A 26,700-nucleotide genomic window follows, 5' to 3' on the forward strand; every position below is an offset into this window, starting at 1 on the left:
CGATTCAACCGGATCTGTCGGGCGAGGGAGACACAGGGGTATGCCGACCACCGAGACTGTCACCATCGTGCGCGGAGAGCACGAGGTGTTCCGCCGTACGGCGCATCTGTTCGCGAACGCGACCGACATCACGTGCGCCGCCAACAACCTCGCCACCTGGACATTCACGCGCGGCGCGGACCACACGGCCGCCGTGGACCCGCGGCAGCGCCGCACCGACCTGCGTATCCGTAAGGTCTACCGCGCGGGCATGCTGCTCGAGCCGACCTGGGCGCAGCAGATCGCGGTGGCCCGTGACCGGCATGGCGCGCAGGTCCGCGTCTCCACCGAGGAGTTGAACGAGACGATCATCCTCGACGGGAAGGTGGTCATCCTGGCCGGCGACGTGCAGGCCGGTGAGCGTAGCTACAGCCTCATCACGCGGCGCGAGACCGTCCAAGGCGTGACCTCCCTGTTCGAAGCCGTCTGGCGGTCGGCCGCCGACCTGGCCACCTATGACGCGCAGACCGCCGAGATCCGGGAGATCGCGCCGCAGGTGCTGGACCTGCTCGGGCAAGGCGTCAAGGATGAGGCTGCCGCCCGAGCCTTAGGGCTGAGCGTGCGCACCTACCGCCGCCGGGTCGCCGAACTCATGGCAGCCCTGGGCGCCGAGTCCCGCTTCCAGGCCGGTGTACGCGCCCGGGAGATAGGCCTCATCTGACCGGTCCTCAATGATCAGCGCCGCCACCCACCGCCGGCACGCCTGGCTCCACTAAGGTGTTGTGCACGTAGCCGCTTGGATCTTGACAGGATGTGGTGCCTGTGCCCGATCCACCGCCGCTGGGCGCTGGCGACCCGACACAGATCGGCACATCACGGCTGGTCGGGGTGCTAGGCAGGGGCGGCCAAGGATCGGTCTATCTGGGTCTGGCGCCGGACGGCCGGAAGGTCGCGGTCAAAGTGCTCCACGACCGGATGGTCATGGATTCCAAGGCAAGGATGCGATTCATCCGGGAAGCCGAGATAGCGCAGCGGGTGGCCGCGTTCTGCACCGCGCAAGTTCTCGACGTCGGGTTTCAAGCCAACGTGCCCTACGTGGTCAGCGAGTACATCGCCGGGCCGTCCTTGCACCACTTGGTCACCGAGGACGGCCCTCGGACGGGCAGCAGCCTGGACCGGCTCGCCGTCACCACCCTGACGGCGCTGGCGGCGATCCACCGTGCCGGCATCATCCATCGGGACTTCAAGCCGGGCAACGTCATCATGGGTCCGGAAGGACCCGTCGTCATCGACTTCGGTATAGCCCGGTTCGCGGGTCACCATGCGACCACCGGCCAGGGCATTGTCGGTACCCCGGCGTACATCGCCCCCGAACAGATCGCCAATCAACCGGCCGGCACCAGATCGGACGTTTTCGCGTGGGCAGCCACAATGGTCTTCGCCGCCACCGGGCGGGTGGCTTTCGGCAAGGGCGGCGCAGCGCTTCCGGCGATCATCCATGCCGTCTTGCATGAGGAGCCGGATCTGTCGGCGGTGCCAGAACGCCTTCGCCCACTGTTGGCGGCCGCGCTGGCCAAGCGGCCAGGGGCGCGGCCGGGCGTACATGATCTGCTGGCCGTTCTCACCGATGACGACCGGACACGGGAAGAACCGGAAGCGGACGCTGGCGCTCCGGCCGCGTCATCGACGGCGTCGGTGTCGACGCTGTTCCTCCCCGCCGCGGGAGCGTCCACGGGCCAGACGGCCGGCACAGCGTCCTCCCCGCCGACTGAGGTCATCCCGCCCTTCGGGCAGCGCGTAGCTGCGGTTTTCAACGGCCGTTCCGGGGCTGTGACCGCACTGGCCGTCGACGACTCGCGGGGGAGACCGGTCGTCGTCTCCGCTGACGTCGACCGGACGTTATGGGCCTGGGATCTTGTCACTGGGCAGCCGGTCGGCGAGCCGATGCATGGTCACGCCGACCGCATCACCAAGGTGCTCATCACGTGCGTTGATGGCGCTCCGACGGTGGTCTCCAGTGATCGGAACGGGCGGGTGAAGACGTGGGACATGGCATCAGGTGCCTGCGTGCGGGAGTGGGACGAGGTAGGCGACATCGTGACGGTGAGCCGCTGGGAGGGGCGCGCTGTTCTCATCCGGGGCGGGGGCACCGTCGTAGAGTTTTTCGATCTATCTGATGGTGCATTGATCCGCCGGCCGCTGACGCTTCCGTTCTACCGCTACGACCCCGGTGCCACGCCGGTCATCAGCCAGCTTGCGGTCGCCGAGTGGGACGGGCGGCAGGTGATCGTCGCCGGATGCCGTGCAGATACGATCCTTCGGCGTGCTGTGTGGGTGTTCGATCCGGCCTCTGGCGACCTGGCGCCCGCGCCTCGGCGGATGGTCGGTGGCTCGATTGAGTTGATGGGTGTGATCGAGCGTGTCGGCCAACCGCTCGTGGTGACCTATGGGCGCGCCCCGGTGCTGGGGAGACGGATGATCCGGACCTGGAGTCTGGCAACGGGTGAACAGGCTGTGAAAATCGACCAGGCTGCCACCTTCCGTCGTGGGACGGATTCACTCGCTGTAGCTCAGCTCGACGGCGGCCCTGCATTGCTGGCGACTGCCCGGGACGCCACCCTGCGAGTATGGGATCTGACCACCGGGCGCCGCATCGGTGAGCCCATCCGATGCCGAATCGGCCGGGTCGTCGCGCTGGCCGTGACCCGGGTAGCGGGATTTCCGGTTGCTGTGGCCGGCGGCGCCGACGGTTCCGTCCACGCATGGAGCCTCGCCTCCTGATGGTTGCCGGTCGCGCGGCATAGACAAGCCGCGAGCCACCCGGCATGCTTGTACTCCCTTGATCACGAACCTTGGGGGCGCCCATGGTCGTCATTGTTCTGAGTCTCCTGTTGAATACGCTCCTCGTGCTCAGCGTTCTTGCCTTCGTCTACCTGCTCTTCCGGCTTGTCACTCAACCAACGAACCTGCAGTATCGGTACTTGCTTGCGGCGATGGTGCTGGTCGGCGGTATGGCGGATCTGGCTGTCAACGCGTCCGGGCTGACGCTGGCCGGTGCCACTGTCGACGGATTGTCCGACGCCGGCGGCGTGGGCGTTGTGCTCAGCGCCGTCCCGGCCGCCGCCTTCGGGTACGGCGTCGGATGGTTGCTCACGCGCCGGCGCATCTGGAGAGACAAGAAGCGGGTGGTGCGGATCTTGGTGTTCCTCGGCACCATCGCCACCATCGAATTCCTGCTTGTGTACGCCCACACGATCCAGGAGGAAGGCCTGTCGTTGGGCCCGTCGATCGTTCCCAATGTCGTGTTCGTCGTGACGGCCATCCTCTATCTCGCGCTCTCGTCGGATCCGGAGACCAGGGTGCACACCATCCGCAACCGAGGTCAGGACGGCCCGTTCATTCCCCGGTGACAGGAGCCTGTGATGTCCCAGCCGCCGATGAACACCACCCGCACATGCCCCTACTGCGGGCGAGACGTCGTACTGGGCAAACTCCCGATCGTTGCGACGAACTTCGGCGACCGGCTGACCGGTGAGCCATTGGACCGGCCGGCCTCAGGCGCCGAGCCGTTGAGATGGGTCGGCGAGTGGCCCGTCGTGGCGGAGGCGCCGTTGCCGGCGAGTCAGACCTCGAATCGAGGCCCGATCGGGCGGGCACGCGAGTCGCTGCGCGGCGCGATGCCGTTGCCCCGCCCCACCGAGTTGGCGGCGTTCGAAGACAGCCCCGCCCGGCTGTGCACCCACGACACATGCCTCACTCCGCTACCGGCGGAGATCGACACCGGACGGATCTTCATCGTTCCGGTGGTAGGTACGGTTGCGGCCGGAAAGTCGAGCTACCTGACTGTTGTGCTGCAGCAAGCATGGCGAGAGCAGCGGCTCGCTCGGTTCGGATTCGAACAGTTCACCCTCGACGAGCAATCGGTCGAGACATACCGGCAGGAATATCACCGCCGGCTGTTTCGACGAAAGGAGATCCTGCCGGGCACGCAGTTCGACGAGGACGTGGCGAAGAAGCCGCTGGTGTGCCGGATCCAATACGAGGGCTCCGACCCGGCGCTGTTGTTCCTGCACGACATCGGTGGGGAAATGCTGATGGACAAGAGTATGCGGCGTCGCTTCGGCGGATTCATGCGGCGGGCCGACGCCATCATCTTCCTGATTGATCCGGTCTGCCTCGACCGCCCGGACGGTCGTTCCTGGGCCGAGCGCGGCGTCCTGCACGCCGACGACTTGGACTACCCGCAGGGCCCGCTGTTCCGGGCATGCGTGGAGGAGCTGGAACCGGGACGGCGCACGCCGATCGCCGTCACACTGTCGAAGTCGGACCTCGTGGCCGACGCCCTGCCCGAGATCGGCCGTTTTCTCAAGGAACCTTCGGATCGCCAGGACGCGGACGAATGGAACCAGGACCTGTCGGACCTGGAACAGACGGTGATCCGGGCACTACAGGGTCTCTCGGAGTGGGACTTGCTTAACGCTCAGAGGATGTTAGACCCGGAACTGATCTCCTTTCACGCCGTTGCCGCCTTGGGATCCAACCCGCAGAACGGTGAAGTAATCGATCTTGCGCCGCAGCGATGTATCGACCCGCTCGCCACGGTCCTGTTCCGGATCCCCGCCCTGACCGAGCCTGCCACGTGAAACCGCTCGATCAACTGCTGTTCACCTGGTTCGACGGTGGCTTCCGGCCGGTTGCCGCCACGGGGGAGCTGGCCAAGCCACGGAGCTGGCTGGCCACCCAGACGCTGCGATTGTGCAGGTACCATGCGCCGGCGGCGTTGGGCCCCGGTGAAGAACCGCCGATTTCGTACGGTTGGTGGACCGACGGCTCGACCCGGTGGGTCTTTCGGCGCGGCCACCTCGGCCATGACCCGACTGGCCGGCCCGGCAACTTTTTCGCGCACCTTGTGGTCGGTCACCCGGACGAGCTGCCGCTGGCGGATGTGGCCGAGCGGTTCGGCTCGTCGCACTGGTGGGATGGCGGAACTGTGCCGCCGCCATTAGGTCCGGTCGAGCTGGCGGACATTCCCCCCGCTCCGGTACCGCGGATCGGTCCCGAGCAGCTCGAGGCTGTTCTAGCGACTATCTTGCACGGCCGCGGCGCCATGTGCGCGGTACTACGCGAGCCGCCTGCCATCACCATCGCGTGTATGGCCGTCCTGTGCCGTCGCCTCCCCGGTCTCTTCGACGGGCTGCAGTTCTCGACGTACGAGGCGCCGCAACATGCAGCGGGCTTTCACGTCGTCGGCATGCACGCCGCCGACACCGCCCCGCGCGGCGCCGTGACCGAAGAGACGACCCACGGCAGCGGCACCACGGGCGACGGCTGCCGGATCCTGATATCGGACTCTCCTGAAGATGCCGATCTTGCCGAGATCCTGCTGGCCGCCGCAACGGCCGACGGTTCCGACGGCGCGGTCGAGCGGATGGCCGCATTCTTGCCGTCGATCCAGCGACGTGACGTCGACAGTAATGCCATCGATGCGGTGGTGCCACATGTGCTGACGCGGCCGGCACCTACCGAGACGCTGCTCAAATACTCCTTTGGCCGACGGTCGGCGGCCCGCTTCCTGGCGGCTGGTCAGCAAGAGGCGTGGTCGGCCTTGCAACTGCTCACCCCCGCCACGCAAGCGGTGCTCGGCACTGAGCTGGCATTGGAGAACACCGGTCACCGGCTGTCGGACATGCTCGGCCGGGTGCGGTCCGCCCCGCCGGTCTTTCAGCGCGCGTTCAGAGCCGCGGTCCTCACCTCTGGTGCCCGCACCAGACTGGGGCGGCTCGGCCTAGAAGACCGGATCGACCTCCTGCGAACGGCTGCGGACCTCCACATCAGCGATCACGTCGTCGACGCCCTGCTGGGAAGCGACCGGGCGGAGTCGCTGCGCTTGGTGGATAGCCGTGATGTGCCGATGACATGGCGCGGACGCGCCCTGGCCAGATTGTTGACGGCCGGTGAGGATCCCACTCCCGCCCTCGACAGATTGTTCCGATATCCCGCACTCGGACCGGTGACCGCGCGCGCACTCGCAACCTCAGGGCCGTTGATCCGCTTGCTGGCGGATCAACCGCCACACGTCGTGAAGCAGGTGGTGACGGCGACCGTCGACGGCTTCGCCGAAGTAGACCGCCGGTCCCTGGTCGTGGCCATGCTCGCCAGGCTCAAACCCGCGGAACGGCCGTCCGAACTGGCCGTGCTGTTCACGCGGATCCGGCCCGTCGACCCGCAATGGGACGCGATCGTCGCCGATGCGGTGCTCTCCGCCACCAGAGACGCCGTAGAACATGCCAGGCCTCACCTGCCGATATCAGCTGACGTGACATCCGTGCTGAGCGTTGTCGACGGACGCAGGTCGTCTGCTTTGCTCGCCGTCATCGGTAGTCTGGCGCAAGCCGCACGTGAACAAGACCCGGCGTCGGCGGAGTACGCGTTGGGTCGGGCTGTGGACGCCGTCGCCCGTACCGAACACCGGTATCTGCTCGCGACTCTGGTGCTCGCTGTCCTGCCGCAGACCGTCGTCGGCCTGGAGTGCGTCATTCGGGTCGGCGCGCGGATCCGAGCGATGCCATGGCTCGACGACGATGAGTTCGCGGGCGCCCTGTTGCAGCTCGCGAAGCGCGGTGCCGTCGGCCCCGACTATCTGTCTCCTCTGCCATACCTGGTCCTCGTCACTGAGATGGTGGGCGAACGTCGGCTCGAGCTGACGAAGGGCATGGTGAACCGCCGGCTCCGGCTTCGGAATCAGGCGTGGCAGCGTAGCGCTGCCGACGCCGCGCGCCGCTTGAGCATCGGCGACAGACGACGAGCCGAGAAGCTAGCTCATCGGGCGGGCGGGCACGCCGAGCAGTGGTGGTTGTCGCTGTAGACCCGATCATCTGCCTCCAGCGGGGTTGCGCTGTGCACAGACACGTGAGAAGTCCGTAAACTCTTCCGGCGTGACCGAATCCACGCCCTCCGCCACGTCGAACGAGTCTCCTGGTTCCGCTGAGCAAGCTCTGCCCACCGTCTACGACCCCGGGGCGGTGGAGGCTCCGGTATACGAGCGGTGGGTGGAGCGTGGGTACTTCGAGGCCGACGACACCAGCGACAAACCGCCGTTCTGCATCGTGATCCCGCCGCCGAACGTCACCGGCAGCCTGCACCTGGGCCACGCCTTCGAGCACACCCTGATCGACGCGCTGATCCGGCGCCGCCGTATGCAGGGGTACGAGGCGCTGTGGATGCCGGGCATGGACCACGCCGGCATCGCCACCCAGAACGTCGTCGAGCGTGAGCTCGCGAAGGAAGGCGTGTCCCGGCATGACCTCGGCCGCGAGGCGTTCGTCGAGAAGGTGTGGGAGTGGAAGGAGCGCTCCGGCGGCATGATCCTCGGCCAGATGCGCCGCCTCGGTGACGGCGTGGCGTGGAGCCGGGAGCGATTCACCATGGACGACGGGCTCTCCCGCGCCGTCCAGACCATTTTCAAGCGGCTGTACGACGACGAGCTGATCTACCGCGCCGAGCGGATCATCAACTGGTGCGTCCGCTGCCACACGGCGCTGTCCGACATCGAGGTGGAGCACAGCGACGACGAGGGCGAGCTCATCTCGATCCGCTACAGCGACGACGTGGTCGTGGCCACCACCCGGGCGGAGACGATGCTCGGTGACACCGCCGTCGCCGTCCACCCCGACGACGAGCGGTACCAGCACCTGATCGGCACCGAGGTGGAGCTGCCGCTGACCGGGCGGAAGATCCCGGTCATCGCCGACGCGCACGTCGACCCCTCGTTCGGCAGCGGCATGGTCAAGGTGACCCCGGCGCACGACCCGAACGACTTCGAGATCGGCCGCAGGCACGACCTGCCGCAGCTGACGATCATGGACGAGCGAGGAGTGATCACGGCCTCGGGACCGTTCGAAGGGCTGGATCGATTCGAGGCCCGCCCGGCGGTCGTCGCCGCGCTGCGCGAGCAGGGCCGGATCGTCTCCGAGAAACGGCCCTACCTGCATGCGGTCGGGCACTGTTCGCGCTGCAAGACCGTCGTCGAGCCTCGGCTGTCCCTGCAGTGGTGGGTGCGCGTCGGTCCGCTGGCGAAGGCGGCCGGCGACGCCGTCCGGGACGGACGGGTGGCGATCCACCCGAAGTCGATGGAGTCGCGCTGGTTCGGGTGGGTGGACGACATGCACGACTGGTGCATCTCCCGGCAGCTGTGGTGGGGCCACCGCATCCCGGTCTGGTACGGACCGGACGGCGAGGTGGTCTGCGTCGGTCCCGACGACGAGCCGCCCAGCGGTGAGGGGTGGCAGCAGGACGAGGACGTGCTGGACACGTGGTTCTCGTCGGCGCTGTGGCCGTTCTCCACCCTCGGCTGGCCGGACGAGACGCCGGCACTGGCGAAGTTCTATCCGAACCAGGTCCTGGTCACCGGCTACGACATCCTGTTCTTCTGGGTCGCCCGGATGATGATGTTCGGACTGTACGCGAACGCCGACAACGGCCCCGAGCGCGCGATTCCTTTCCACACCATCGCCCTGCACGGCATGGTCCGGGATAAGCACGGCAAGAAGATGTCGAAGTCGTTCGGCAACGCGGTGGACCCGCTGGAATGGATGGACGCCTACGGGTCGGACGCGCTGCGGTTCACGCTGGCCCGGGGTGCCAACCCGGGCGTCGACGTGCCGATCGGCGAGGACTGGGTGCAGGCGTCGCGGAACTTCTGCAACAAGCTGTGGAACGCCACCAGGTTCGCGTTGATGAGCGGCGCGAAGGTCGGCGAGCTTCCGCCGGCGGAGCAGCTCTCGGCTCCGGATCGGTGGATTCTCTCCCGGCTGCACGCCACCCTTGCCGAGGTCGATGCCTTCTACGAGGACTACCAGTTCGCCAAGGCCTGTGACGCGCTGTACCACTTCGCGTGGGACGAGTTCTGCGACTGGTACGTTGAGCTGGCGAAGACCCCGCTGAACGAGGGCGGCGACGCAGCCGAGCGGACGCGGCTGGTGCTGGGCCACGTACTCGATCACCTGCTGCGGATGCTGCACCCGGTCACCCCGTTCGTCACCGAGGTGTTGTGGACCACGCTGACCGGGGACGAATCCGTCGTCGTGGCGACGTGGCCGGTTGCGGACGCCGATGCCCATAGCGACGCCGTGGCCGAGTCCGGTGTCGAGGAGTTGAAGCGGCTGGTCACCGAGATCCGGCGATTCCGCAGCGACCAAGGGCTCAAGCCGGGGCAACGGGTGGCTGCGCGGCTGGACGGTATGGCCGGCGTGCCGGCCGCGCACGAGGCCGAGATCCGCTCCCTGACACGGTTGAACACGCCGGACGAGGGGTTCACGTCGTCGGCGTCGCTGACCGTGGGCGGCGTGACCATCGAATTGGACCTGTCCGGGGCGGTCGATGTCGAGGCGGAACGCAAGCGGCTCACCAAGGATCTCGCCGCCGAGCGGAAGGCCCTCGAGCAGTCCGACCGCAAGCTGGGCAACGAGCAGTTTCTCGCCAAGGCGCCTGAAGCAGAGGTGGAGAAGGTGCGCGCCCGCCGCGCCACCGCCGAGGCCGAGATCGCTCGCCTCGAGGCTCAGCTAGATCGCCTGGCTGCGCGCTGACGGGGGCACGCGCGCACACCCTGCGCACCTGCGTCGGTCGGCGCTGCACCAAGGTTCCACGAGGTTGTGATGATGCCGGTCGAGACAGCACACCGTGGAGGCATGGTGTCGTTGTGCCGGCAGTGTGGAAGCTTGGTGTTGCTGCGCGAGGCGGGATCGGAGCGAACCGACCGGAACCGACGGTTGTGTGAGAGATTGGTGAGTTGTGAGCAAACCTGACTTCGAGGCCGTCCAGCAGGCGCTGCGGACACGGTGGCCCGAGTCCAAGCTTGAGCCGTCCCTGGACCGCATCCGTGATCTGCTCGACGTTCTCGGTAATCCGCAGCAGGTGTTCTCGACCATCCACGTCGCGGGGACGAACGGGAAGACGTCGACGGCGCGGATGGTCGACGAGTTGCTGCGTGAGCTCAACCTGCGGACGGGACGATTCACCAGTCCGCACCTGGTCTCGGTGACCGAGCGCATCGTCGTCGACGGCGAGCCGATCAGTGAGGAACGGTTTGCCGAGGTCTACGCCGAGGTGGAACCGTTTCTGGGCATCGTGGACGCGAAGCAGGACGTGCCGCTTTCGTTCTTCGAGGTACTGGTGGCGATGGCGTACGCCGCCTTCGCGGATGCACCGGTCGAGGTTGCGGTGATCGAGGTGGGCATGGGCGGCACGTGGGACGCCACGAACGTCGCCGACGGCAAGGTCAGCGTCGTCACCCCGATCTCGCTCGATCACATGGACTACCTCGGCGACTCGATGGAGGCGATCGCCGGGGAGAAGGCCGGTGTGATCAAGCCAGGCTCGTTCACGCTTCTGGCCGGCCAGGAACAGGAGGCGGCCGAGGTGCTGCTGACCCGGGTCGGGGAGGTGGGCGCAACTGTCGCCCGGGCCGGCGTGGAGTTCGGCGTACGCGACCGGGAGATGGCGGTCGGCGGCCAGATGTTGCAGCTGCAGGGGCTGACCGGCCCGTACGACGACGTGTTCCTGCCGCTGCACGGTGCGCATCAGGCGGACAACGCGGCGCTCGCGCTGGCGGCCGTGGAGGCGTTCGTCGGCGGTGGACGGGAAGGGCTTGCGGTCGAGGCTGTGCAAGCCGCTTTCGCCCGGGTGAGCTCGCCAGGGCGGTTGGAGGTGCTCCGGCGCGGGCCAGTGGTGCTGGTGGACGCCGCACACAATCCGGCCGGTGCGTCGGCACTGGCGGCCTCGTTGTCCGAGGAGTTCGCGACGACCGCATTGGTGGCCGTCGTGGCTGTCCTGGAAGACAAGGACGTGGAGGGGATACTCGCCGCGTTGGAGCCGGTGGTGCAGTCGGTGGTGGTGACCTCGAACTCCTCGCCGCGCTGCCTGCCGCCGCAGGCGGTGGCGCGGGTGGCCGTGGACGTCTTCGGCGAGGACCGTGTTCACCAGGCGTCGCCGTTGCCGGAGGCGGTCGATGTCGGGCTGACGCTCGCCGAGCGGGCCGGTTCACTGGGCGGACACGGAGTGGTGATCACCGGATCTGTTGTCACCGCCGGTGATGCCCGGGCGAGTTTCGGAGTCGAATCGTGAACCGGATCGCATCCTCGATCCTCGGTATCGAGATGATCGTGGTGCTGCTGGCCGTGCCGGTGGCGATCAACCTCTCGGATGTCTCGACGACGGCGGGCTGGGTGTCGGCCGCGATCGTGGCGCTGCTGTGCTTCGCCGGTGCGGCGACGGTGCGACGAGGTCGACGGGGCTACATGATCGGGTCGGCGGCGCAGGTGGGTGCGATCGCCATGGGCTTCGTGGTGCCGATGATGTTCGTTCTGGGCGGGATCTTCACCCTGATGTGGTTCATGCTGCTCCGGCTGGGCCCGGAGGTGGAACGGCGAAGCGCCGAGCGAGCGGAGTGAACACCGAGGGACGAGTGTGTTCGCGGAGTGAGTGAGAAGCTGAGCGTGACTGGGGTGGGTGGAACGGCGAGGCGCCGAGCGAGCGGAGTGAACGCCGAGGGACGAGTGTGTTCGCGTAGTGAGTGAGAAGCTGAGCGTGACTGGGGTGGGCGGAGCGGCGAGGCGCCGAGCGAGCGGAGTGAACGCCGAGGGACGAGCGGGCGTTCGCTTCAGTGGGCGCGAGAGCGTCGGCGAGCGCGTTCGTGTAGCGAGCGTGTAGCCCAGCATGGCTACTCTACACATGCGGTGTGACCTTCACCGCGCCGTGACATCGCGGTTGACGTATTGTGCATGTTGGATCACGACGACTTGAAGATCAACTAATCGCAGGATAAGGTCACGTTCGCGAAATAGCGAATGACATAGGGAGTATGGCCATAACGACACCGCATGTCGCTGATGAGGCGGCAGACCGTCAACGCGCCCGCGAACAGCGTGGCATCCGACGTACAGCCGCTGTCGCGCAGGCCGACCGTCTTCCCGCGCCTCCACGGCAGCGGCGGCCCGCGCTGGCTGCCCTGGCCGTCTTGCTCATCGTGGGTGGCGCCACGGTCGCTGCCCTCCTCGCCATCCGGGCCGACGAGCGCGTGGGGGTGCTCATCATGGAGCAACCGATCGCGCCCGGCCAGCAGATCACCGAAGCGCACCTGGGCACAACGCAGGTCGCATCCGAGGGAACGCGTCTCATTCCGGCCTCGCAACTGGACCAGGTGGTGGGAAGTTACACCACCGTCCGGATCGAACAGGGTCAGCTTCTGGACACCTCCATGATCGGGGGAAGCGGGATGCTGACCGACGGACATGTCGCCGTCGGTGCGTCGCTGGCCGCCGGCCGGTACCCGGCCAGCGGCTTGATGGCCGGCGACGTGGTCAACCTCGTCGGCGTCAGTTCTGACGGCTCCGGCGAGGTGATCGCGGAAGAGGTCCGGGTCAGCTCCACCACCGGCTCGGAGGGTGATGTGGTCAGCGGTGGCGGCATCATGGCCACCTTCATCATCCCCAGCGCCGATGCGGCCACGGTGGCTGCCCGTGCGTTCAATGAGAGTCTGGCCGTGGTGCTCGTCGAACGTGGTGGCTCGCTGAGCGACGAGACCGAGGAGTGACGCGGCGTGTTGATCGCTTTCGCTTCGGCGAAGGGTGCGCCGGGCGTCACCACGACGGTCAACGTACTGGGTGACATCTGGCCCACCGATGTCCTGGCGGCGGATCTGGATCCCGCCGGCGGCGATTTCGCACTGCGCCACCGTTCACCTGCCGGTGCGCCGATCGATCCGGAGCGCGGAGTCCTATCCCTGGCGGCGGCTGCGCGTCGCGGCGTCGCGCAGACCGAACTCGCGGGACATGTGCAGACGATCGACGGCGGACTCGACGTGATCGCCGGTATCTCGCGGCCGGAACAGATGACCGGGTTCGGCCCGGCTTGGCCGGCGATGGCGCACAGCCTGCGCGGCTCCGGCGTCGACGTGCTCGCGGACTGCGGGCGGGTCACGCCGGGCACGCCGGTGATGCCGGTCCTGTCGGCGGCCGATGCGGTGGTGTTCGTGACTCGACCGTCGGTCGAGTCCTACGCCCACCTCCGTGAGCGCCTGCGTTGGCTGGCGGAACCACTGCAGATCGGGCGCAGCGGGAGCGTGCCGGTCGGTGTGATCTTGGTGGCGCCATCCTCGGACTCGACCGCAGAACGTGACCTCGATCGGCTTCTGCAGTACGCGCAGTTGCAGGTCTCCGTGCTCGGCCGGCTGGCCGAAGATCCGAAGGCCGTGGCGGGGTTGACCGGCCAGTCGAGCCGGCGGCTCGACCGCAGCCTGCTGATCCGATCGGCGCGACAGGTGGTTCTGGCGGTGCGTGGGTTGGCTTCTCATGGCTTGACGACGGCGGCGGGGAAGTAGATGGTTCAGGACCTGGTTCGGCGGTTGCGCGAAGAGGTAGCCGACACGCTCGCGCGGCAACGCCGCGACGACGCAGCGAACGGTGTCGCGCCGATGACCGCGGAAGACGAGCGCCAGTTCGCTCGCGCGGTGATCGCTCGCGTCATGGAGAGTCATGCCCGGGCGGAGATCGCCGCCGGCCGGACCCCTCCGAGCGCCGAGGAGGAGGAAGAGATCTCCTCCGGCATCCACGCCGCGCTGTTCGGTGTGGGGCGGCTGCAGCCGCTGCTCGACGACCCAGAGGTGGAGAACGTCGATATCAATGGCTGCGACAACGTCTTCATCCAGTATGCCGACGGCCGCGAGGTGGTCGGCGCCCCCGTGGCCGAGAGCGACGACGAGCTGGTCGAGCTGGTGCAAGTGCTGGGCGCCTACTCGGGACTGGCGAGCCGGCCGTTCGACTCCGCGAACCCGCAGCTCGATCTGCGGCTTCCGGACGGTAGCCGGCTTTCCGCCGTCATGGACGTGTGCGCCCGCCCGGCCGTGTCCATCCGGCGGTCACGGCTGGCCAAGGTGCACCTGGACGAGCTGCTGTCCTACGGCACGGTGACCGAGGAACTCGCGGCGTTCCTGTCGGCGGCGGTCACCGCGCGGAAGAACATCATGATCGCCGGGGCGACGAACGCCGGCAAGACCACCCTGCTGCGTGCGTTGGCGAACGAGATCTCGCCGAGTGAACGGCTCATCACCGTCGAGCGTGCCCTGGAGCTCGGGCTCGGCGAATTCCCCGACCTGCACCCCAACGTGGTCGCGTTCGAGGAGCGGCTGCCCAACTCCGAAGGCATGGGTGCGATCACCATGGCTGAGCTGGTGCGGCGTAGCCTGCGGATGAACCCGAGCCGGGTGATCGTCGGCGAGGTGCTCGGCGACGAGATCGTCACCATGCTCAACGCGATGAGCCAGGGCAACGACGGTTCCCTCTCCACCATCCACGCCAACAGCTCGATCGAGGTGTTCAACCGGATCTCCACGTATGCGATCCAGTCGGTGGAGCGGCTCCCGGTGGACGCGACCATGATGCTGATCGCCGGGGCGATCGACTTCGTGGTCTTCGTCGAGAAGCGCAACGAATACGCCGAAGGCGGACGGTTGCGCCGGTTCGTGTCCAGCGTCCGCGAGATCAACGGCGTCGACGGACGGGTCCTGTCCAGCGAGGTCTTCGCCCGGGGGCCGGACGGGGTGGCCGTGCCGGCCGCGCCGGTCAGCTGCCTCGACGAGCTGGTAGCCGTCGGATACCAGCCCCAGGTGGCGGTCGAATGGACCGGCTGACACCGACTTTCCTCCTCATCGTCCTCCTCGGCATGGTGGCCGGAGGGGGCGTGCTGCTGTTGATCGTCGCGATTCGGGGTGTCGAGGTACGGCCCCGCACGTCGCCCGCGAACCGTCGCACGTTGATCGAGCGGCTCGGACGGCAGAGCCTGCTCGGCGCGGGCACGGCCGTGCTGGTGCTGGTGCTGACGCGGTGGCCGGTCGCCGCCGTGGGCGCGGGCGGGCTGGTCGCGGCGTGGCCGATGCTCTTCGGCGGCGGCAAGGCCGAGAAGGAGGCGATCTCGCGGCTGGAAGGGTTGGCGTCGTGGACGGAGTCGCTGCGGGACACCATCGCCGGTGCCGTCGGCCTGGAACAGGCGATCCCGGCGACGGTGTACGCCGCGGCGCCATCCATCCAGCCGCAGTTGCGACTGCTGGCCGATCGGCTCCGGATCCGCGTGCCGATGCCCGAGGCACTGCACCGGTTCGCCGACGATCTGGATGATCCCAGCGCCGACCTCGTCGTCGCGTCGCTGATCCTCAACTCTCGCCTGCGCGGTCCCGGCCTGCGTCATGTGCTGAGCTCGCTGGCCGATTCCGCGCGCGCCGAGCTCGACATGCGGCAACGGGTGTTCGCCGGGCGAGCCAGCACGCGACGGTCCGTGCAGATCGTCGTGGGGGTCAGCGTGGCGTTCATGGTCGGATTGTCGGTGCTCAACCGCGACTACGTGGAGCCCTACGGCGACCCGGTCGGACAGGTCGTGCTGGCTATTGTGGTGGCGATGTTCGCGCTCGGCTTCATGTGGATGCGGCGCCTGTCGGACATCGAGGTCCCCGGCCGATTCCTGGTGACCACCGCCGCCGGCGAGACGGAAGCCAGGGGGCGGTCATGACCTTGATTCTGCTGGCGGGAGCCGCGGTCGGCCTCGGTGTCCTGCTGCTGGGCCTGGTCTTCTACCAGCCGAAGGCGAACCCGGCGGCGACGCTCGCCCGGCTCGACCAGGAGCGTGGGCGTGCCCGTCAGGAACGCATCACGGCGGCGTCGTTCGACCCGCGTCAGCTCCGCGAGTCGAAGTCGCTACGGAAGTTCGGCGGCAGGCTGCGCGGGATACTCGACGGGATCGGGCTGGACCTGGGCGGACTGCGCAGCGACCTGTCGCTGCTGAACCGCACCCTGGAAGCGCACCTGGCCGTGACCGTGCTGGCGGCGCTGGGCGGATTCCTGCTGCCGATCGTGGTGGATGTCCTGCTGGTGGTGTTCGGGACGGGCTACGGCTTCACGACCTCGTTCGGGGCAGGCGTCCTGGTCGCGCTCATCGCCGCGGCCGTGCCGACGCTGCAGGTGCGGTCGAGGGCTGCTGATCGTCGGCGCGACTTCCGGCACGTGGTGGGATCGTTCCTCGATCTGGTCGCCATGAACCTGGCGGGCGGCCGTGGCGTCCCGGAGGCGCTGTCGGCGGCGGCCGGCCTGAGCGACGGCTGGGCCATGACGAGGATCCGCGACACGCTGCTGACGGCCCGGCTGCACGGGGTCACGCCGTGGGCGGCACTGGGCGAGCTCGGCGACGAGATCCGGATCGAGGAGCTGCGCGATCTGGCGGCCGCGCTGGCCCTGGTCGCCGAGGACGGAGCGAAGGTGCGCGAGTCCCTCGCCGCGCGGGCGAGCTCGCTGCGCCGTCGCGAGCTCGCGGAGGTCGAGGGCAAGGCGGGTGAGCGGTCTCAGTCGATGCTCGTCGCCCAGCTCCTGCTGTGCTTGGGGTTCTTGATCTTCCTTCTCTATCCCGCCTTGGTGAGTGTGCTGGAAGGAGCGTGACGGAGGGGCTGTCTGCCGTCATTGAGCGGATATCTTCGAGTAACGGCCGGTATTACGATCGTTGCACCACAACTTTTCAGGAGAGTCTCAGCATGAGTACATATCTTCCCCCGTCCAGCCCGCACGGCTACCTGGTGCTGCTGCTGCAGGCGAGGCTCGAGCGGGCACGGGCCTCCTCAGAGCGTGGCGCTTCCGCCATGGAGTTCGTGATCATCACCGCCGTGCTGGTGGCGCTGGCCGCCGCCGTCGGTGTGATCATCTACAACATGGTGACCGACAAGGCGGAGAACATCGAGATCCCGGATACGCCGGGAGGAAACCCCTGATCCCGTCATGCTGACCCGGCTCCGCTCGCAGCGTGGTGCTAGCGCCATCGAGATGGCGATCTACACGCCGATCATGTTCTTCGTGATCTTCCTGACGATCCAATTCGCGTTGCACTACCACGGCGGTCAGGTGGCCCACGCCGCGGCTCGTGAGGGTGCCCGGATAGCCCGGCAATCCGGTGGGGATCTCGCCGCGGCGCAGACTCGCGCCGCAGAGTACGCAGCTGCGGTGGGAGGCGGTCAGCTGACGGACGTCGAGGTCGACGCCGTGAACGTGGACGGTACCTACGTCCGCGTCGAGGTCTGCGGTCGCGCCAAGGAGATCATCAAGGACATCACTCCCCGCGTGTGTCGGCACGCCGAGGGACCGATCGAGGAGTTCCGCCCTGACCTCTGAGCGCCTATCCGGAGCAGGCTCGGCGAGCCTGCGGCGCCGGGAACGAGGCTCGATGGCCGTCGAGGTCGTCCTCCTGGCGCCGGTGCTGGTCGCGGTCATCCTGCTGATCGTCGGCTTCGGCCGCTACGTCGACCGGCAGGGCGACGTCGATGCCGCGGCTCGAGAGGCCGCCCGCGCCGCGTCGTACGAGCGGGACTTCGCGTCGGCGCAGGCGGCCGCGCGGCAAGCCGCCATCCGCGCGCTCCCATCCGGTCTCTCCTGTGCGCCGGCCGACCTGAGCGGCAGCGACTTCTCCGCCGGAGGAACGGTGAACGTGCGCGTGAGCTGCCGGGTGGACTTCTCCGAGCTGGGCTTCGTCGGCTTCCCGGGCAGCGCCACCCTCGAGGGCCGTAGCGCGGCGCCCCTCGACCAGTATCGGAGGACGTCGTGAGCGCGCGGTTCGGTCCTGCCCGCCTCGTATCGGACCAGCGAGGTTCGGTGAGCGCGCTGGTCGTCGTGTTGATCGTGATGCTGTTCGCGGTGGCGGGGCTGGTCTATGACGGCGGCCGGGCGATCAACGCGCGCCAGCAGGCCTTCGACGACGCCGAGCAGGCGGCGCGCGCCGGGGCCGACCAGATCGACGTGGACCTCTTCCGCGGAAGCGGCATCGTCCGGGTGATCCCTGCCGAAGCCGACGCCGCGGCGCGGGAGTTTCTGGCCAACCTTCCCGGATACAGCTATGACGATATCGTGATCGAGGTGACCGGCGACAGCGCTGTGCGGGTCGAAGTCGGGCGCACGGTGCCCACCGGGCTGCTGGGTTTGGTCTTCGTTGACAGCTTCGACGTGCATGGTTCTGCTGAGGCACAACCTGACGTGGGAATCCTTGGAGGAGGACCGTGAACCAGGTCGACGACCAACTCCCGCCCCCACCACCGCCCCCGCCGCCGGTAGGCATGGCCGGTACGGCGAGCACGACCGGTAGCGGCGAAGTCCGGGAACGGGGACCGCAGCGGTTCCAACGGGCCGATCCGTCCGCCCGCACGGAACGCAGCCTGCCCGCGGCCTTCGGCGCGGGCTTCGCGTTGCTGGCCCTGGTGGTCGGGGTGCCGGTCGGGCTGTTGCTTCTGGCAGGTCCGCCTCCGGTGCCGACCTCGTGGCCGACCCGGGACGATCTGACCGCGGCCATCGGGGTCGAGCAGCTGGTCGGCGTCCTGATGTGGATCGTCTGGCTGGCGTGGCTGCAGTTCACCGTGTGTGTGCTGGTCGAGCTCCGCAGCGCGGTGCGCGGTGTCGGTATCCCCTCCCGGGTGCCGATGTCCTCAGCGTCCCAGCGGATGGCGCGCCTGCTGGTCGGCGCCGTCATGCTGGCGGTGACCGCGGTGGGTCAGGCCAGTGCCGCCGTTCCGGCGACGATGCCCGAGGCTCCGTCGTCCGTCCAGTCCGCCACATACCAGGCCGACGCCGCCGCGACCGCGGACGACTCCGCCGGCGTGCAGGCGACGGTGCACGGCAGCGACGAGCAAGCGGATGCGAAGCAGCGTGACTCCGGGCCTTCGGACCGCGCGGTGTACCGGCTCGGGGACATGGTGCTGGACCCTGACGACGGCAAGGAGCTGCTCGGGAAGAAGGTGTACGTGGTCCAGCCGCCGGAGGGCAGGTACCACGACAATCTGTGGGACATCGCGGAACGGACGCTGGGCGAGGGGCGGCGCTATTCGGAGATCTTCGAGCTGAACAAGGGCCGCACCCAGCCCGACGGGCACGAGTTGTCGCTGGCGCGGCTGATCTACCCGAATTGGCTCATCGTCCTTCCCGAGGACGCCGTCGGCGTCGACACGGTGACGTACGACGAGCCGGAGGCCGAGACCGAGCCGGAGGCGGACGCGCCCGTGTCGCCGGAGCGGGCGGAGGGAACGGACGAGACGGACGCGTCCACGTCGGACGGCGAGCGCGGAGCACATGTCGACCAGGGCGCCGGCGACGGCTCCGGCACGCAGACGGAACGGGACCTGCTCGGTGTCGGGTTCGACCGCACCCCGTCCGAACAGGGCGCCGAGGGCCAGGTATCGGACGCTGCGGGTGGGTGGACCGCGCACGCCGAGCTGGTGGGCGCCGGTCTGCTCGGGGCCGGGTTGCTCGCCTCGATCGAGGTGGTGCGGCGTCGCCGCCGGATGCCCGAACCGTCGGGCGACGGTGTGGAAGCCGAGGTGGCGCTGCGGATCGGCGCGGATCCGGACCGCGCGAGGTGGCTCGATCACGCGTTGCGTTCGTTGGCGGCGGCGTGCCGGGATGCCGGACTCTCGCTGCCCGCGTCGTACGCCGCCGTCGTCGACGATCAGAGCGTGGAGCTCCTCCTGGCCCCGCCACGTGAGCAGGCACCGCAGCCCTGGAGCGTCGCGGACGGCGGGCGGCGGTGGCTGCTCAGGCGCGAGACGGTGGCCGCCTCGGCGGAAGGGCGTTCGCGGCCGGGCGCGCCGGCGCCTTACCCCGGTCTGGTCTCGCTGGGCCGGGACGGCGATCGGGACGTCCTGCTCGACCTCGAAGCCGCGGGTGGACCCATCAGCATCGGCGGCGATCCGGCCGCCGCCTTCGAGGTCGCCACCGCCGTCGCCGTGGAGCTGGCCACGAACTGCTGGTCGGACCGGCTGCGGGTGACCGCCGCCGCCATGCCTGACGAGCTGACCGTCTTCGACCCGGAACGGCTGCGTGTGGTCGAGGACCTGGCGGAAGCGCTGCCGGAACTCCGGACTCGCCGGGCGGCCGGCGAGGCACCGGATGTGTTGAGGGGCCGGCTGCGGCCGGACGGTGACGGCGTCTGGACGGCGGAGTACGTCGTGTCCGGCTCCGCGCCGGACGGCGAGCTCATGACGGAGCTGGCCGAGCTGACCGACTCGGCCGGCCGGTCCCCGGTGGGTGTGGTGTGTGCGGGTGAGTTCGCCGGTGCACGCTGGCGGTTGTCCGTCGACTCGGCGGGGTCACTCCAGATCCCCGTGCTCGGTGTGAACGTCCGGGCCAACCGGTTGTCCTGGCGGAGTGTCGAGGCGCTCGCGGATCTCGTGGCGCCGGCTCCCTCCGGCGACGGGCCTCAGAGCCCTGGCGGCCAGACAGGGTGGCTACCGGATGTGCGCCCGGAGGTCCCCACACCGCCGGCGGAGCTGGACGTCGCCGATCTGGCCACGGCTCCGGTCCGGGTGTTCATCCTCGGGCCGGCCGAGGTGCAGGCGAACCGTCCGATCGCCGACGACCGACGGGAGCTGGCCACCGAGATCGTCGTCTACCTGGCCCTGCACCGCGACGGGGTGCATCCGGCGGTGCTGTCGGCGTCGATCTGGCCACGTGGGGTGGGCACCTCGGTGCTGGACGCCACGCTCGACCGGGTCCGGCAGTGGCTGGGCACGGATCCGGAGGGCTCGCCGTACCTGCTCGAGACGCCGGACGGCCGGCTCAAACTCAGCGAACGAGCGCTGCTGGACTGGGACGTCGTCTGTAGCCTGCTGCGACGTTCCCGGCGGGCGCAGCGGGTCCAGGAGGAGATCGACCTGCTGAGCAAGGCCCTGCGGGTCGCCCGCGGCCCGGTCCTGACCGAGCGACCGACCGGTCGTTACTCGTGGCTGGCGCGGGCACGCGTGGAACGGGTCGCCACCGACGTGCTGGTCGACGCGGCCCACCGGCTGTCCGCCCTGTACTGGGACGGTGGCGATCCCGGTGCGGCGAGCGCCGCCGCGTCGGCCGGTCTGCGGGTTCGGCCCGGAGAGCAGCTGCTGTGGCGGGATCTGTTGCAGGCGCGGCACGCCGTGGATGGCTCCGGCGGGCTGGCGACGGCCGCCGCCGAGATGTCGGCCATGCTGCGGGCTATCGGTGTCGCGGACCTCTCGCCGGAGACGGAGGCGCTACTGGAGGAACTCTCTCCGGGATCGAGCCGTCAGATGTGGGCACCGGATGGCCGTGATTCTGCCTGACCTGGACAATCGCGCGCCGGTATAGCGGAATTGTAGTCTGACGTCGGCCGTGTTGTTGTTGCGTGCACATTGACCGGTAAGCTCAGCGCTGTCACGTCCTGCCGTCTGGGTCGTGACTAACTATCGATATAGGGAGTTTCAACATGGCTGTAGGCGCAGAGCTGCAGACGCTGCAGGAGCTCTACCGGACCTTCAACGCGAAGGCGGAGGACGCGCAGGGCATCAAGGACAGCGTCGACGGCGGGATCGAGGCCACGGTGTGGGAGGGTACCTACGCGACCCAGTTCCGGGAGGCGTGGGACACCTACAAGAGCAACCTTGACACCCTGCGGCAGGCCCTTGAGGACGCGGCGCAGGACGTGCTCACCAACCACAACAACATGGCCGAGGCGTTCGGAGAGCCGGACCGCCTTCCCTGATATCGCTGTACCCGGGCAGAGTTGTCCGGCAACGTCGTGGCCCGTATCCGTTCAGGGTGCGGGCCACGATCGTGCCGATACCATGCTGATGAGTGCTTGAGATCCTTCTTCAGGCAGGGGACGGTACGTGCGGTTATTGCTGAGCGCCATCGCATCGAGGGGCGGAGAAGCGGTCGACCTCGCGGTCGACTGCGACGAGAACGCCACGGTGCGGGACGTCGCACGCCATATCGCGGCGCAGATCGCTCCGGCCACGACGGAACCACAGATCATCCGCACCGTCGGGCACCTGGGTCTGGTCGACGACGGCATGAGCACCGACACCGATCTTGCCGTGCCGCCGGTACTGTACCTGGGCGCCCGGCCGCTGGACCCGGACCAGCTGGTCAGCGCATCCCCGCTGCGCAACGGTGCGCTGGTTGGGCTCGACTGTCCGCTGACCGACGTCTTCGGCGAGCGCACCGGAGTGATCGAGCTCCGCACGGTGTCGGGCATCGGCGCCGGGCAGGTGGACAGCCTGGCGCCGGGCAGCTATACGGTCGGCACCGGACGCGCGTCGGCCGTCAAGGTGCATGACCCGGACCTCCCGGCCACCGCCTTCAGCCTCGATGTCAGCCTCGACGGCACGGTGACGATCACGCCGGATCCCGCGATCGTCGGCGAGGTCATCCAGCCACCGGACCGCGAGTTCCGCCTGGACGGACCGATCATCATCCCCAAGCAGGAGGGGGAGCGGAAGAAGAAGCGGAAGCCACGGCGGAAGCGCCGGTACAAGAAACTGATGAAGGAGCTCGAGCGGCTCAAGAGCCCGCACCTGACCATCGCGCCCGAGGAGGATCGGCCGTTCGCGCACCTCGACCGGGTCCCGCTGGACGGGCCCACGGTGTGGAAGCCGGGCACGGCGCTCGTGGTGGGTGAGGTGATGTTCGAGCTTGCCGTCCCGGCCGAGCCGGACGCCTCGTTGTCGGAGAGCCCCGGCGGCGTCACCCTGGATTACAACCGTCCGCCTCGGCTGTTGCCGCCGCCGCGGCAGACCGACTTCCGATTGCCCAGCGAGCCGCAGAAACCGCGGAAGTCACCGCTGCCGTGGGCCATGGCGCTCGGCCCGGTGGTCATGGGCGGGACGATGTTCCTGCTGATCCGCTCTCCGTACAGCCTGATGATCATGCTGCTCGCACCGATCATGTTGATCGCCCGGCAGAGCAACAGCAAGAAGGAACGACGCGGCAGTTACGCGGCGCAGATGGAGAACTACGTCGAGCGGCTGCAACGCATCAGCACGCAGGCCTACGAGGCGCTCGTGCGGGAGCGTGGCGCACGCCGCCGGGACATGCCCGATCCGGCGTCCTTGCTGCTGTTCGCCACCGGGCCGCGCGCACGGCTGTGGGAACGACGGCGGACCGATCCGGACTGGCTGCGGGTACGCGTCGGCACCGCGGACATCCCCAGCGAGGTCAAGCTGACCGATCCGGCGCGCGACGACCATGAGCGCGACCTGCGCTGGACCGCGCCCGACGTACCGGTGGGTGTGGACATGGCTGCCGCCGGTGTGACCGGGGTCGCCGGACCGGACGAGAACCGGACGCTGGTGGCGGAGTGGATGGTGGCGCAGGCGGCGGCGCTGCACAGCCCGGCCGATCTCGACATCGTCGTGCTGTCCGATCCTGACGGAGACGAGGCGTGGAGCTGGGTGCGATGGTTGCCGCATGCGCGCCGGGGCGACGACGCGGACGTCATCGCCGGCGTCGGCGTCGACGAGGAGACCACGAACCGACGGGTGTCGGAGCTGATGGCCGTCATGGAGGCACGCAAGGCGGCGCGTGAGGAGAACCGCGGCGGGCTCAGCGGCGGCATCGCCGGCCGCGACGTCAGTTTCTCGCCGATGCTCGTCGTGCTGGACGGCGCCCGGCGCATCCGGCTGATCCCCGGATTGGTCACGTTGCTGCGCGACGGTCCGTCGGTGGGCATGCTGTTCCTCTGCATCGACACCGAAGAGCAGCAACTCCCGGAGGAATGCCAAGCGGTGATCCGCGTCGGCCCGGGCAACTCGTCGACGGTGCGGGTCAGCCAGGCCGAAACCGTCGAAGGCGTCCGGGTCGATCTGGTGCCCGCGGGCTGGTGCGAGCGGCTGGGTCGTGCGCTCGCTCCGATCAAGGACGTCAGCGTGGAGGACCTGTCCTCCACGCTGCCCGCCTCCAGCCGTCTGCTCGACATCCTGCGCCTGGACCCGGTCACGCCGGACGCGATCGAGCGCTGGTGGACCAGCGTGGGGCGTGCCACCAGGGTCGCGATCGGGGAGAACGCCGACGGGCCGTTCTCGATCGATGTCAAGGCCGACGGTCCGCACGGCCTGGTGGCCGGTACCACGGGCTCTGGAAAGTCGGAGCTGCTGCAGACCATCATCGCGTCGCTGGCGGTGGCCAACCGGCCGGACGAGTTCACGTTTGTGCTCGTCGACTACAAGGGCGGGGCGGCATTCAAGGACTGCAACCGGCTGCCGCACACGGTCGGCATGGTCACCGACCTGGACGGGCACCTGACCACGCGCGCACTGGCCAGCCTCGCCGCAGAGCTGCACCGTCGCGAGCATCAGCTGGCCGATGCCGGTGCGAAGGACATCGAGGATTACCTGGCGGGCCGAGGGCCCGACGACCCGCCGATGCCGCGGCTGATGATCGTCATCGACGAGTTCGCCGCTCTGGTCGCTGAGCTGCCGGACTTCGTGAAGGGCCTGGTCGACATCGCACGGCGGGGCCGTTCGCTCGGTGTCCATCTGATCCTCGCCACGCAGCGGCCGGCGGGGGTGGTGAGCGCGGAGATCAAATCCAACACCAACCTGCGGATCGCACTGCGGGTCACCGACCGGACCGACAGCCAGGACGTCATCGAGTCGCCGGAGTCGGCGGAGATCCCCAAATCCCTGCCGGGCCGCGGATATGCCCGGCTCGGACACTCGTCATTGGTCCAGTTCCAATCGTCGCGGGTGGGTGGCCGGCCGCCGTCGCCCGACGCCTCCGTCTCGATCGGCCTGCGTGAACTCTCCTGGGAGAGCATCGGCCGGCCGGCCCCGCCGCAGAAGAGGGGGTCGTCGGAGGAGGACGTCAGCATTCCGACCGACCTGGAGAGCCTGGTCGAGGCGATCAACGAGGCGTCGGACCGCACCGGCGTGAAGGCGCCGCCGCCTCCGTGGCTGCCGCCGCTGGCCGAAATCATCACCCTCGAGGAGTTGCTGACCGAACAGAACGCGTCGGTCATGTCGGGTACGACGATCCGGTTGCCGTTCGGCATGGTCGACATTCCCAGCCAGCAACGTCGCGGCGTCGCGTACTACGACGTGTCCGGCGGCGGGCACCTGTCGATCATCGGCGCGCCCAGAAGCGGGCGGTCCACCGTCCTGCGCGCGTTCGCCGGTGTGATCGGCCGCGAGGTCTCGCCCAGCGACGTCCACCTGTACGGCATCGACTGCGGCAACAACGCGCTACTGCCCATCGTCGGACTGCCGCACACCGGCGCCGTGGTCAGCCGCGACCAGCCCGACCGGCTGGCGCGGCTGACGTCGCGGATCCGTGCCGAGATCGGGCGGCGGCAACAGTTGCTGGCTGAGCAGGGATTCGCCGATGTCGGCGAGCAGCGCGCGAACACGCCCGCGGAGCGCCGCCTGCCGTACATCGTGGTGCTGTTCGACCGGTGGGAAGGGTTCAAGCAGGCGTTCGAGAGCTATGACAACGGCAAGCTGCTCGACACCTGGATGCAGATCATGCAAGAGGGCGCCGGGGTGGGCGTGAAGATCATCATGTCGGCGGACCGGACCGGGCTGGTCGGCCGGCTGGGCACCCTCATGGACGACAAACTCATGCTCCGCATGACCGATCTGGCCGACTTCGCCTCGATCGGCATGCCCAGCAAGGAGGTGCCCGAGCACATGCCGCCCGGCCGCGGCTTCCGCGTCGACGGGCTGCACGAGACGCACGTCGCCCTCCTGACCGACGACGACGCCGGCACGGCGCAGGTGGCGGCGCTGCAGGAGATCGCCCGGCAGGCGACGGAACGGTACGCCGACCTGCCGCGCCGTATGCGCCCGTTCCGGGTGGACCCGCTGCCTTCGAAGATCACCCTGACGGAGGCGACCAAGCTGCTGGAGAAGCCGCTGGCCGACACCGAGATCCCCATCGCCGTCGGCGGCGACACCCTGGCGCTGCGGACCCTGGACGCGATCGATCACGGTCCGGGCCTGCTCATCCTCGGGCCGCGGCGGTCCGGGCGCAGCGCCGCCCTCCTCACCATGGCGACATCGGTACTGGACCGTGGGTGGCGCGTGGTGCTTCTCACCCCGCGTCGCAGCCCCCTTCAGGCGCTGGGCACCCGGGACGGCGTGGAGTCGGTGCTCAACCTGGAGTCGAAGAAGGAAGACGTGCTGGAACTGCTGGAAGGGCTGGTTCCGGCATCGGGGGAGATGCACACCGCGCTGATCATCGACGACGTCGAGTTGATCGGTGTGGACGGCTGGCTGGTGGACGGGATCACCAAGCACCTGGCCAAGCTGCGCGATTCAGGCAGCGTCATCATCGCCGCCGGAACCACGGACGACCTGGGCAGCTCCTACCGCGGGCCGGTCGCCGCGTTGAAGAAGTCGCGCTCCGGCCTGCTGCTGTCGCCCTCGGCGACCAGCGACGGCGACCACTTCGGCCTCAAGCTGCCGCGATCCCTCACCGGCGGCATGCCGCCCGGCCGGGGCCTGTACGTCGCCGCCGGTCAGTGGCAGCTGGTTCAGGTCCCCGAGGTGACCTCAGCGGTGGGCTAGGTCGTTCCGCATCATGCGGGCCACTCCCTCAGACACCTCGGGTTCGAGCTCGCCCTGCCGGGTCTGTACGTCACTGACGAGGTCGTTCAGGGCGGATCGGACGGGTTCGGCGTTGGGCGAGAGATAGTCGTCGTGAATCTCGCGCGCCTTGGAACCGGTCCATGCCGGACCCTCCCCGATCGACTCGGTGGGGTCGTCCATGTTCGGCGTCTCTTCGACGGCGTTCTCGGTGCGTGTGATCAGACTGTTCATGGCCGACACCATCGGGTTCGGCACCATGTTCTCCTGATCGTCACACATGTGTATCTCCATGGTTGATCATTGTTGGCTCGATGGACATGATCCTAAGCCATCCGGGCCGT

General features: G+C 68.6%; 21 protein-coding genes. 20 read left to right on the forward strand and 1 reads right to left on the reverse strand.

Annotation, left to right across the window (positions count from 1 at the left end):
* Nucleotides 1-40 precede the first annotated feature (40 nt).
* The 20 genes from G1H10_RS21610 (at nt 41) to G1H10_RS21705 (ending at nt 26,338) form a co-directional block, all read left to right on the forward strand.
* A complete protein-coding gene (locus G1H10_RS21610; RefSeq protein WP_163741648.1) occupies nt 41-700 on the forward strand; it encodes a helix-turn-helix domain-containing protein in 660 nt (219 codons plus the stop codon).
* 101 nt (nt 701-801) lie between these two features.
* Entirely contained in the window at nt 802-2,760 is a 1,959-nt protein-coding gene (locus G1H10_RS21615; protein ID WP_163741650.1) for a WD40 repeat domain-containing serine/threonine protein kinase, read from the forward strand.
* Nucleotides 2,761-2,843: 83 nt separating this feature from the next.
* On the forward strand, nt 2,844-3,389 hold the full coding sequence (locus tag G1H10_RS21620) for a hypothetical protein (protein WP_216853532.1): 546 nt from the start codon (nt 2,844-2,846) through the stop codon (nt 3,387-3,389).
* 12 nt (nt 3,390-3,401) lie between these two features.
* Entirely contained in the window at nt 3,402-4,622 is a 1,221-nt protein-coding gene (locus G1H10_RS21625; protein WP_163741654.1) for a TRAFAC clade GTPase domain-containing protein, read from the forward strand.
* Complete coding sequence (locus G1H10_RS21630; RefSeq protein ID WP_163741656.1) at nt 4,619-6,844, forward strand: GAP1-N2 domain-containing protein; 2,226 nt, start codon at nt 4,619-4,621, stop codon at nt 6,842-6,844. The genes G1H10_RS21625 and G1H10_RS21630 overlap by 4 nt, the downstream gene beginning before the upstream one ends.
* A gap of 70 nt (nt 6,845-6,914) precedes the next feature.
* A complete protein-coding gene (locus G1H10_RS21635) occupies nt 6,915-9,563 on the forward strand; it encodes a valine--tRNA ligase (RefSeq protein WP_163741658.1) in 2,649 nt (882 codons plus the stop codon).
* 205 nt (nt 9,564-9,768) lie between these two features.
* On the forward strand, nt 9,769-11,100 hold the full coding sequence (locus tag G1H10_RS21640; RefSeq protein WP_163741660.1) for a bifunctional folylpolyglutamate synthase/dihydrofolate synthase: 1,332 nt from the start codon (nt 9,769-9,771) through the stop codon (nt 11,098-11,100).
* A complete protein-coding gene (locus G1H10_RS21645; RefSeq protein WP_163741662.1) occupies nt 11,097-11,426 on the forward strand; it encodes a DUF4233 domain-containing protein in 330 nt (109 codons plus the stop codon). Before G1H10_RS21640 ends, G1H10_RS21645 begins: the two co-directional genes overlap by 4 nt.
* Before the next feature lie 410 nt (nt 11,427-11,836).
* On the forward strand, nt 11,837-12,568 hold the full coding sequence (locus G1H10_RS21650) for an SAF domain-containing protein (protein ID WP_163741664.1): 732 nt from the start codon (nt 11,837-11,839) through the stop codon (nt 12,566-12,568).
* 6 nt (nt 12,569-12,574) lie between these two features.
* The gene (locus G1H10_RS21655; RefSeq protein ID WP_163741667.1) at nt 12,575-13,354 is read left to right on the forward strand and encodes a CpaE/TadZ family protein; all 780 of its coding nucleotides are present in this window, start codon (nt 12,575-12,577) and stop codon (nt 13,352-13,354) included.
* Nucleotides 13,355-14,662 (forward strand): TadA family conjugal transfer-associated ATPase, encoded by a 1,308-nt coding sequence (locus G1H10_RS21660; RefSeq protein WP_163741669.1) that lies wholly within the window; start codon nt 13,355-13,357, stop codon nt 14,660-14,662.
* On the forward strand, nt 14,650-15,534 hold the full coding sequence (locus G1H10_RS21665) for a type II secretion system F family protein (RefSeq protein ID WP_163741671.1): 885 nt from the start codon (nt 14,650-14,652) through the stop codon (nt 15,532-15,534). The genes G1H10_RS21660 and G1H10_RS21665 overlap by 13 nt, the downstream gene beginning before the upstream one ends.
* Entirely contained in the window at nt 15,531-16,454 is a 924-nt protein-coding gene (locus tag G1H10_RS21670; protein WP_163741673.1) for a type II secretion system F family protein, read from the forward strand. Before G1H10_RS21665 ends, G1H10_RS21670 begins: the two co-directional genes overlap by 4 nt.
* 92 nt (nt 16,455-16,546) lie before the next feature.
* Entirely contained in the window at nt 16,547-16,780 is a 234-nt protein-coding gene (locus G1H10_RS21675; RefSeq protein WP_216853533.1) for a hypothetical protein, read from the forward strand.
* 7 nt (nt 16,781-16,787) lie between these two features.
* Entirely contained in the window at nt 16,788-17,177 is a 390-nt protein-coding gene (locus G1H10_RS21680; RefSeq protein WP_163741674.1) for a TadE/TadG family type IV pilus assembly protein, read from the forward strand.
* Between the two features lie 52 nt (nt 17,178-17,229).
* Nucleotides 17,230-17,607 (forward strand): TadE family protein, encoded by a 378-nt coding sequence (locus G1H10_RS21685; RefSeq protein WP_163741676.1) that lies wholly within the window; start codon nt 17,230-17,232, stop codon nt 17,605-17,607.
* Nucleotides 17,604-18,059 (forward strand): TadE/TadG family type IV pilus assembly protein, encoded by a 456-nt coding sequence (locus tag G1H10_RS21690; RefSeq protein ID WP_163741678.1) that lies wholly within the window; start codon nt 17,604-17,606, stop codon nt 18,057-18,059. The genes G1H10_RS21685 and G1H10_RS21690 overlap by 4 nt, the downstream gene beginning before the upstream one ends.
* Entirely contained in the window at nt 18,056-21,118 is a 3,063-nt protein-coding gene (locus G1H10_RS21695) for an AfsR/SARP family transcriptional regulator (protein WP_163741680.1), read from the forward strand. The genes G1H10_RS21690 and G1H10_RS21695 overlap by 4 nt, the downstream gene beginning before the upstream one ends.
* A 143-nt stretch (nt 21,119-21,261) precedes the next feature.
* The gene (locus G1H10_RS21700; protein WP_163741682.1) at nt 21,262-21,537 is read left to right on the forward strand and encodes a WXG100 family type VII secretion target; all 276 of its coding nucleotides are present in this window, start codon (nt 21,262-21,264) and stop codon (nt 21,535-21,537) included.
* Between the two features lie 127 nt (nt 21,538-21,664).
* Nucleotides 21,665-26,338, forward strand: coding sequence for an FtsK/SpoIIIE domain-containing protein (locus G1H10_RS21705; RefSeq protein WP_163741684.1), 4,674 nt, complete (start codon nt 21,665-21,667; stop codon nt 26,336-26,338).
* Here G1H10_RS21705 and G1H10_RS21710 read toward each other — a convergent pair.
* Nucleotides 26,324-26,638 (reverse strand): hypothetical protein, encoded by a 315-nt coding sequence (locus tag G1H10_RS21710; RefSeq protein WP_163741686.1) that lies wholly within the window; start codon nt 26,636-26,638, stop codon nt 26,324-26,326. The genes G1H10_RS21705 and G1H10_RS21710 overlap by 15 nt on opposite strands.
* Nucleotides 26,639-26,700: the final 62 nt, after the last annotated feature.

It is taken from the genome of Phytoactinopolyspora halotolerans (genome assembly GCF_010550675.1).
GTDB lineage: Bacteria > Actinomycetota > Actinomycetes > Jiangellales > Jiangellaceae > Phytoactinopolyspora > Phytoactinopolyspora halotolerans.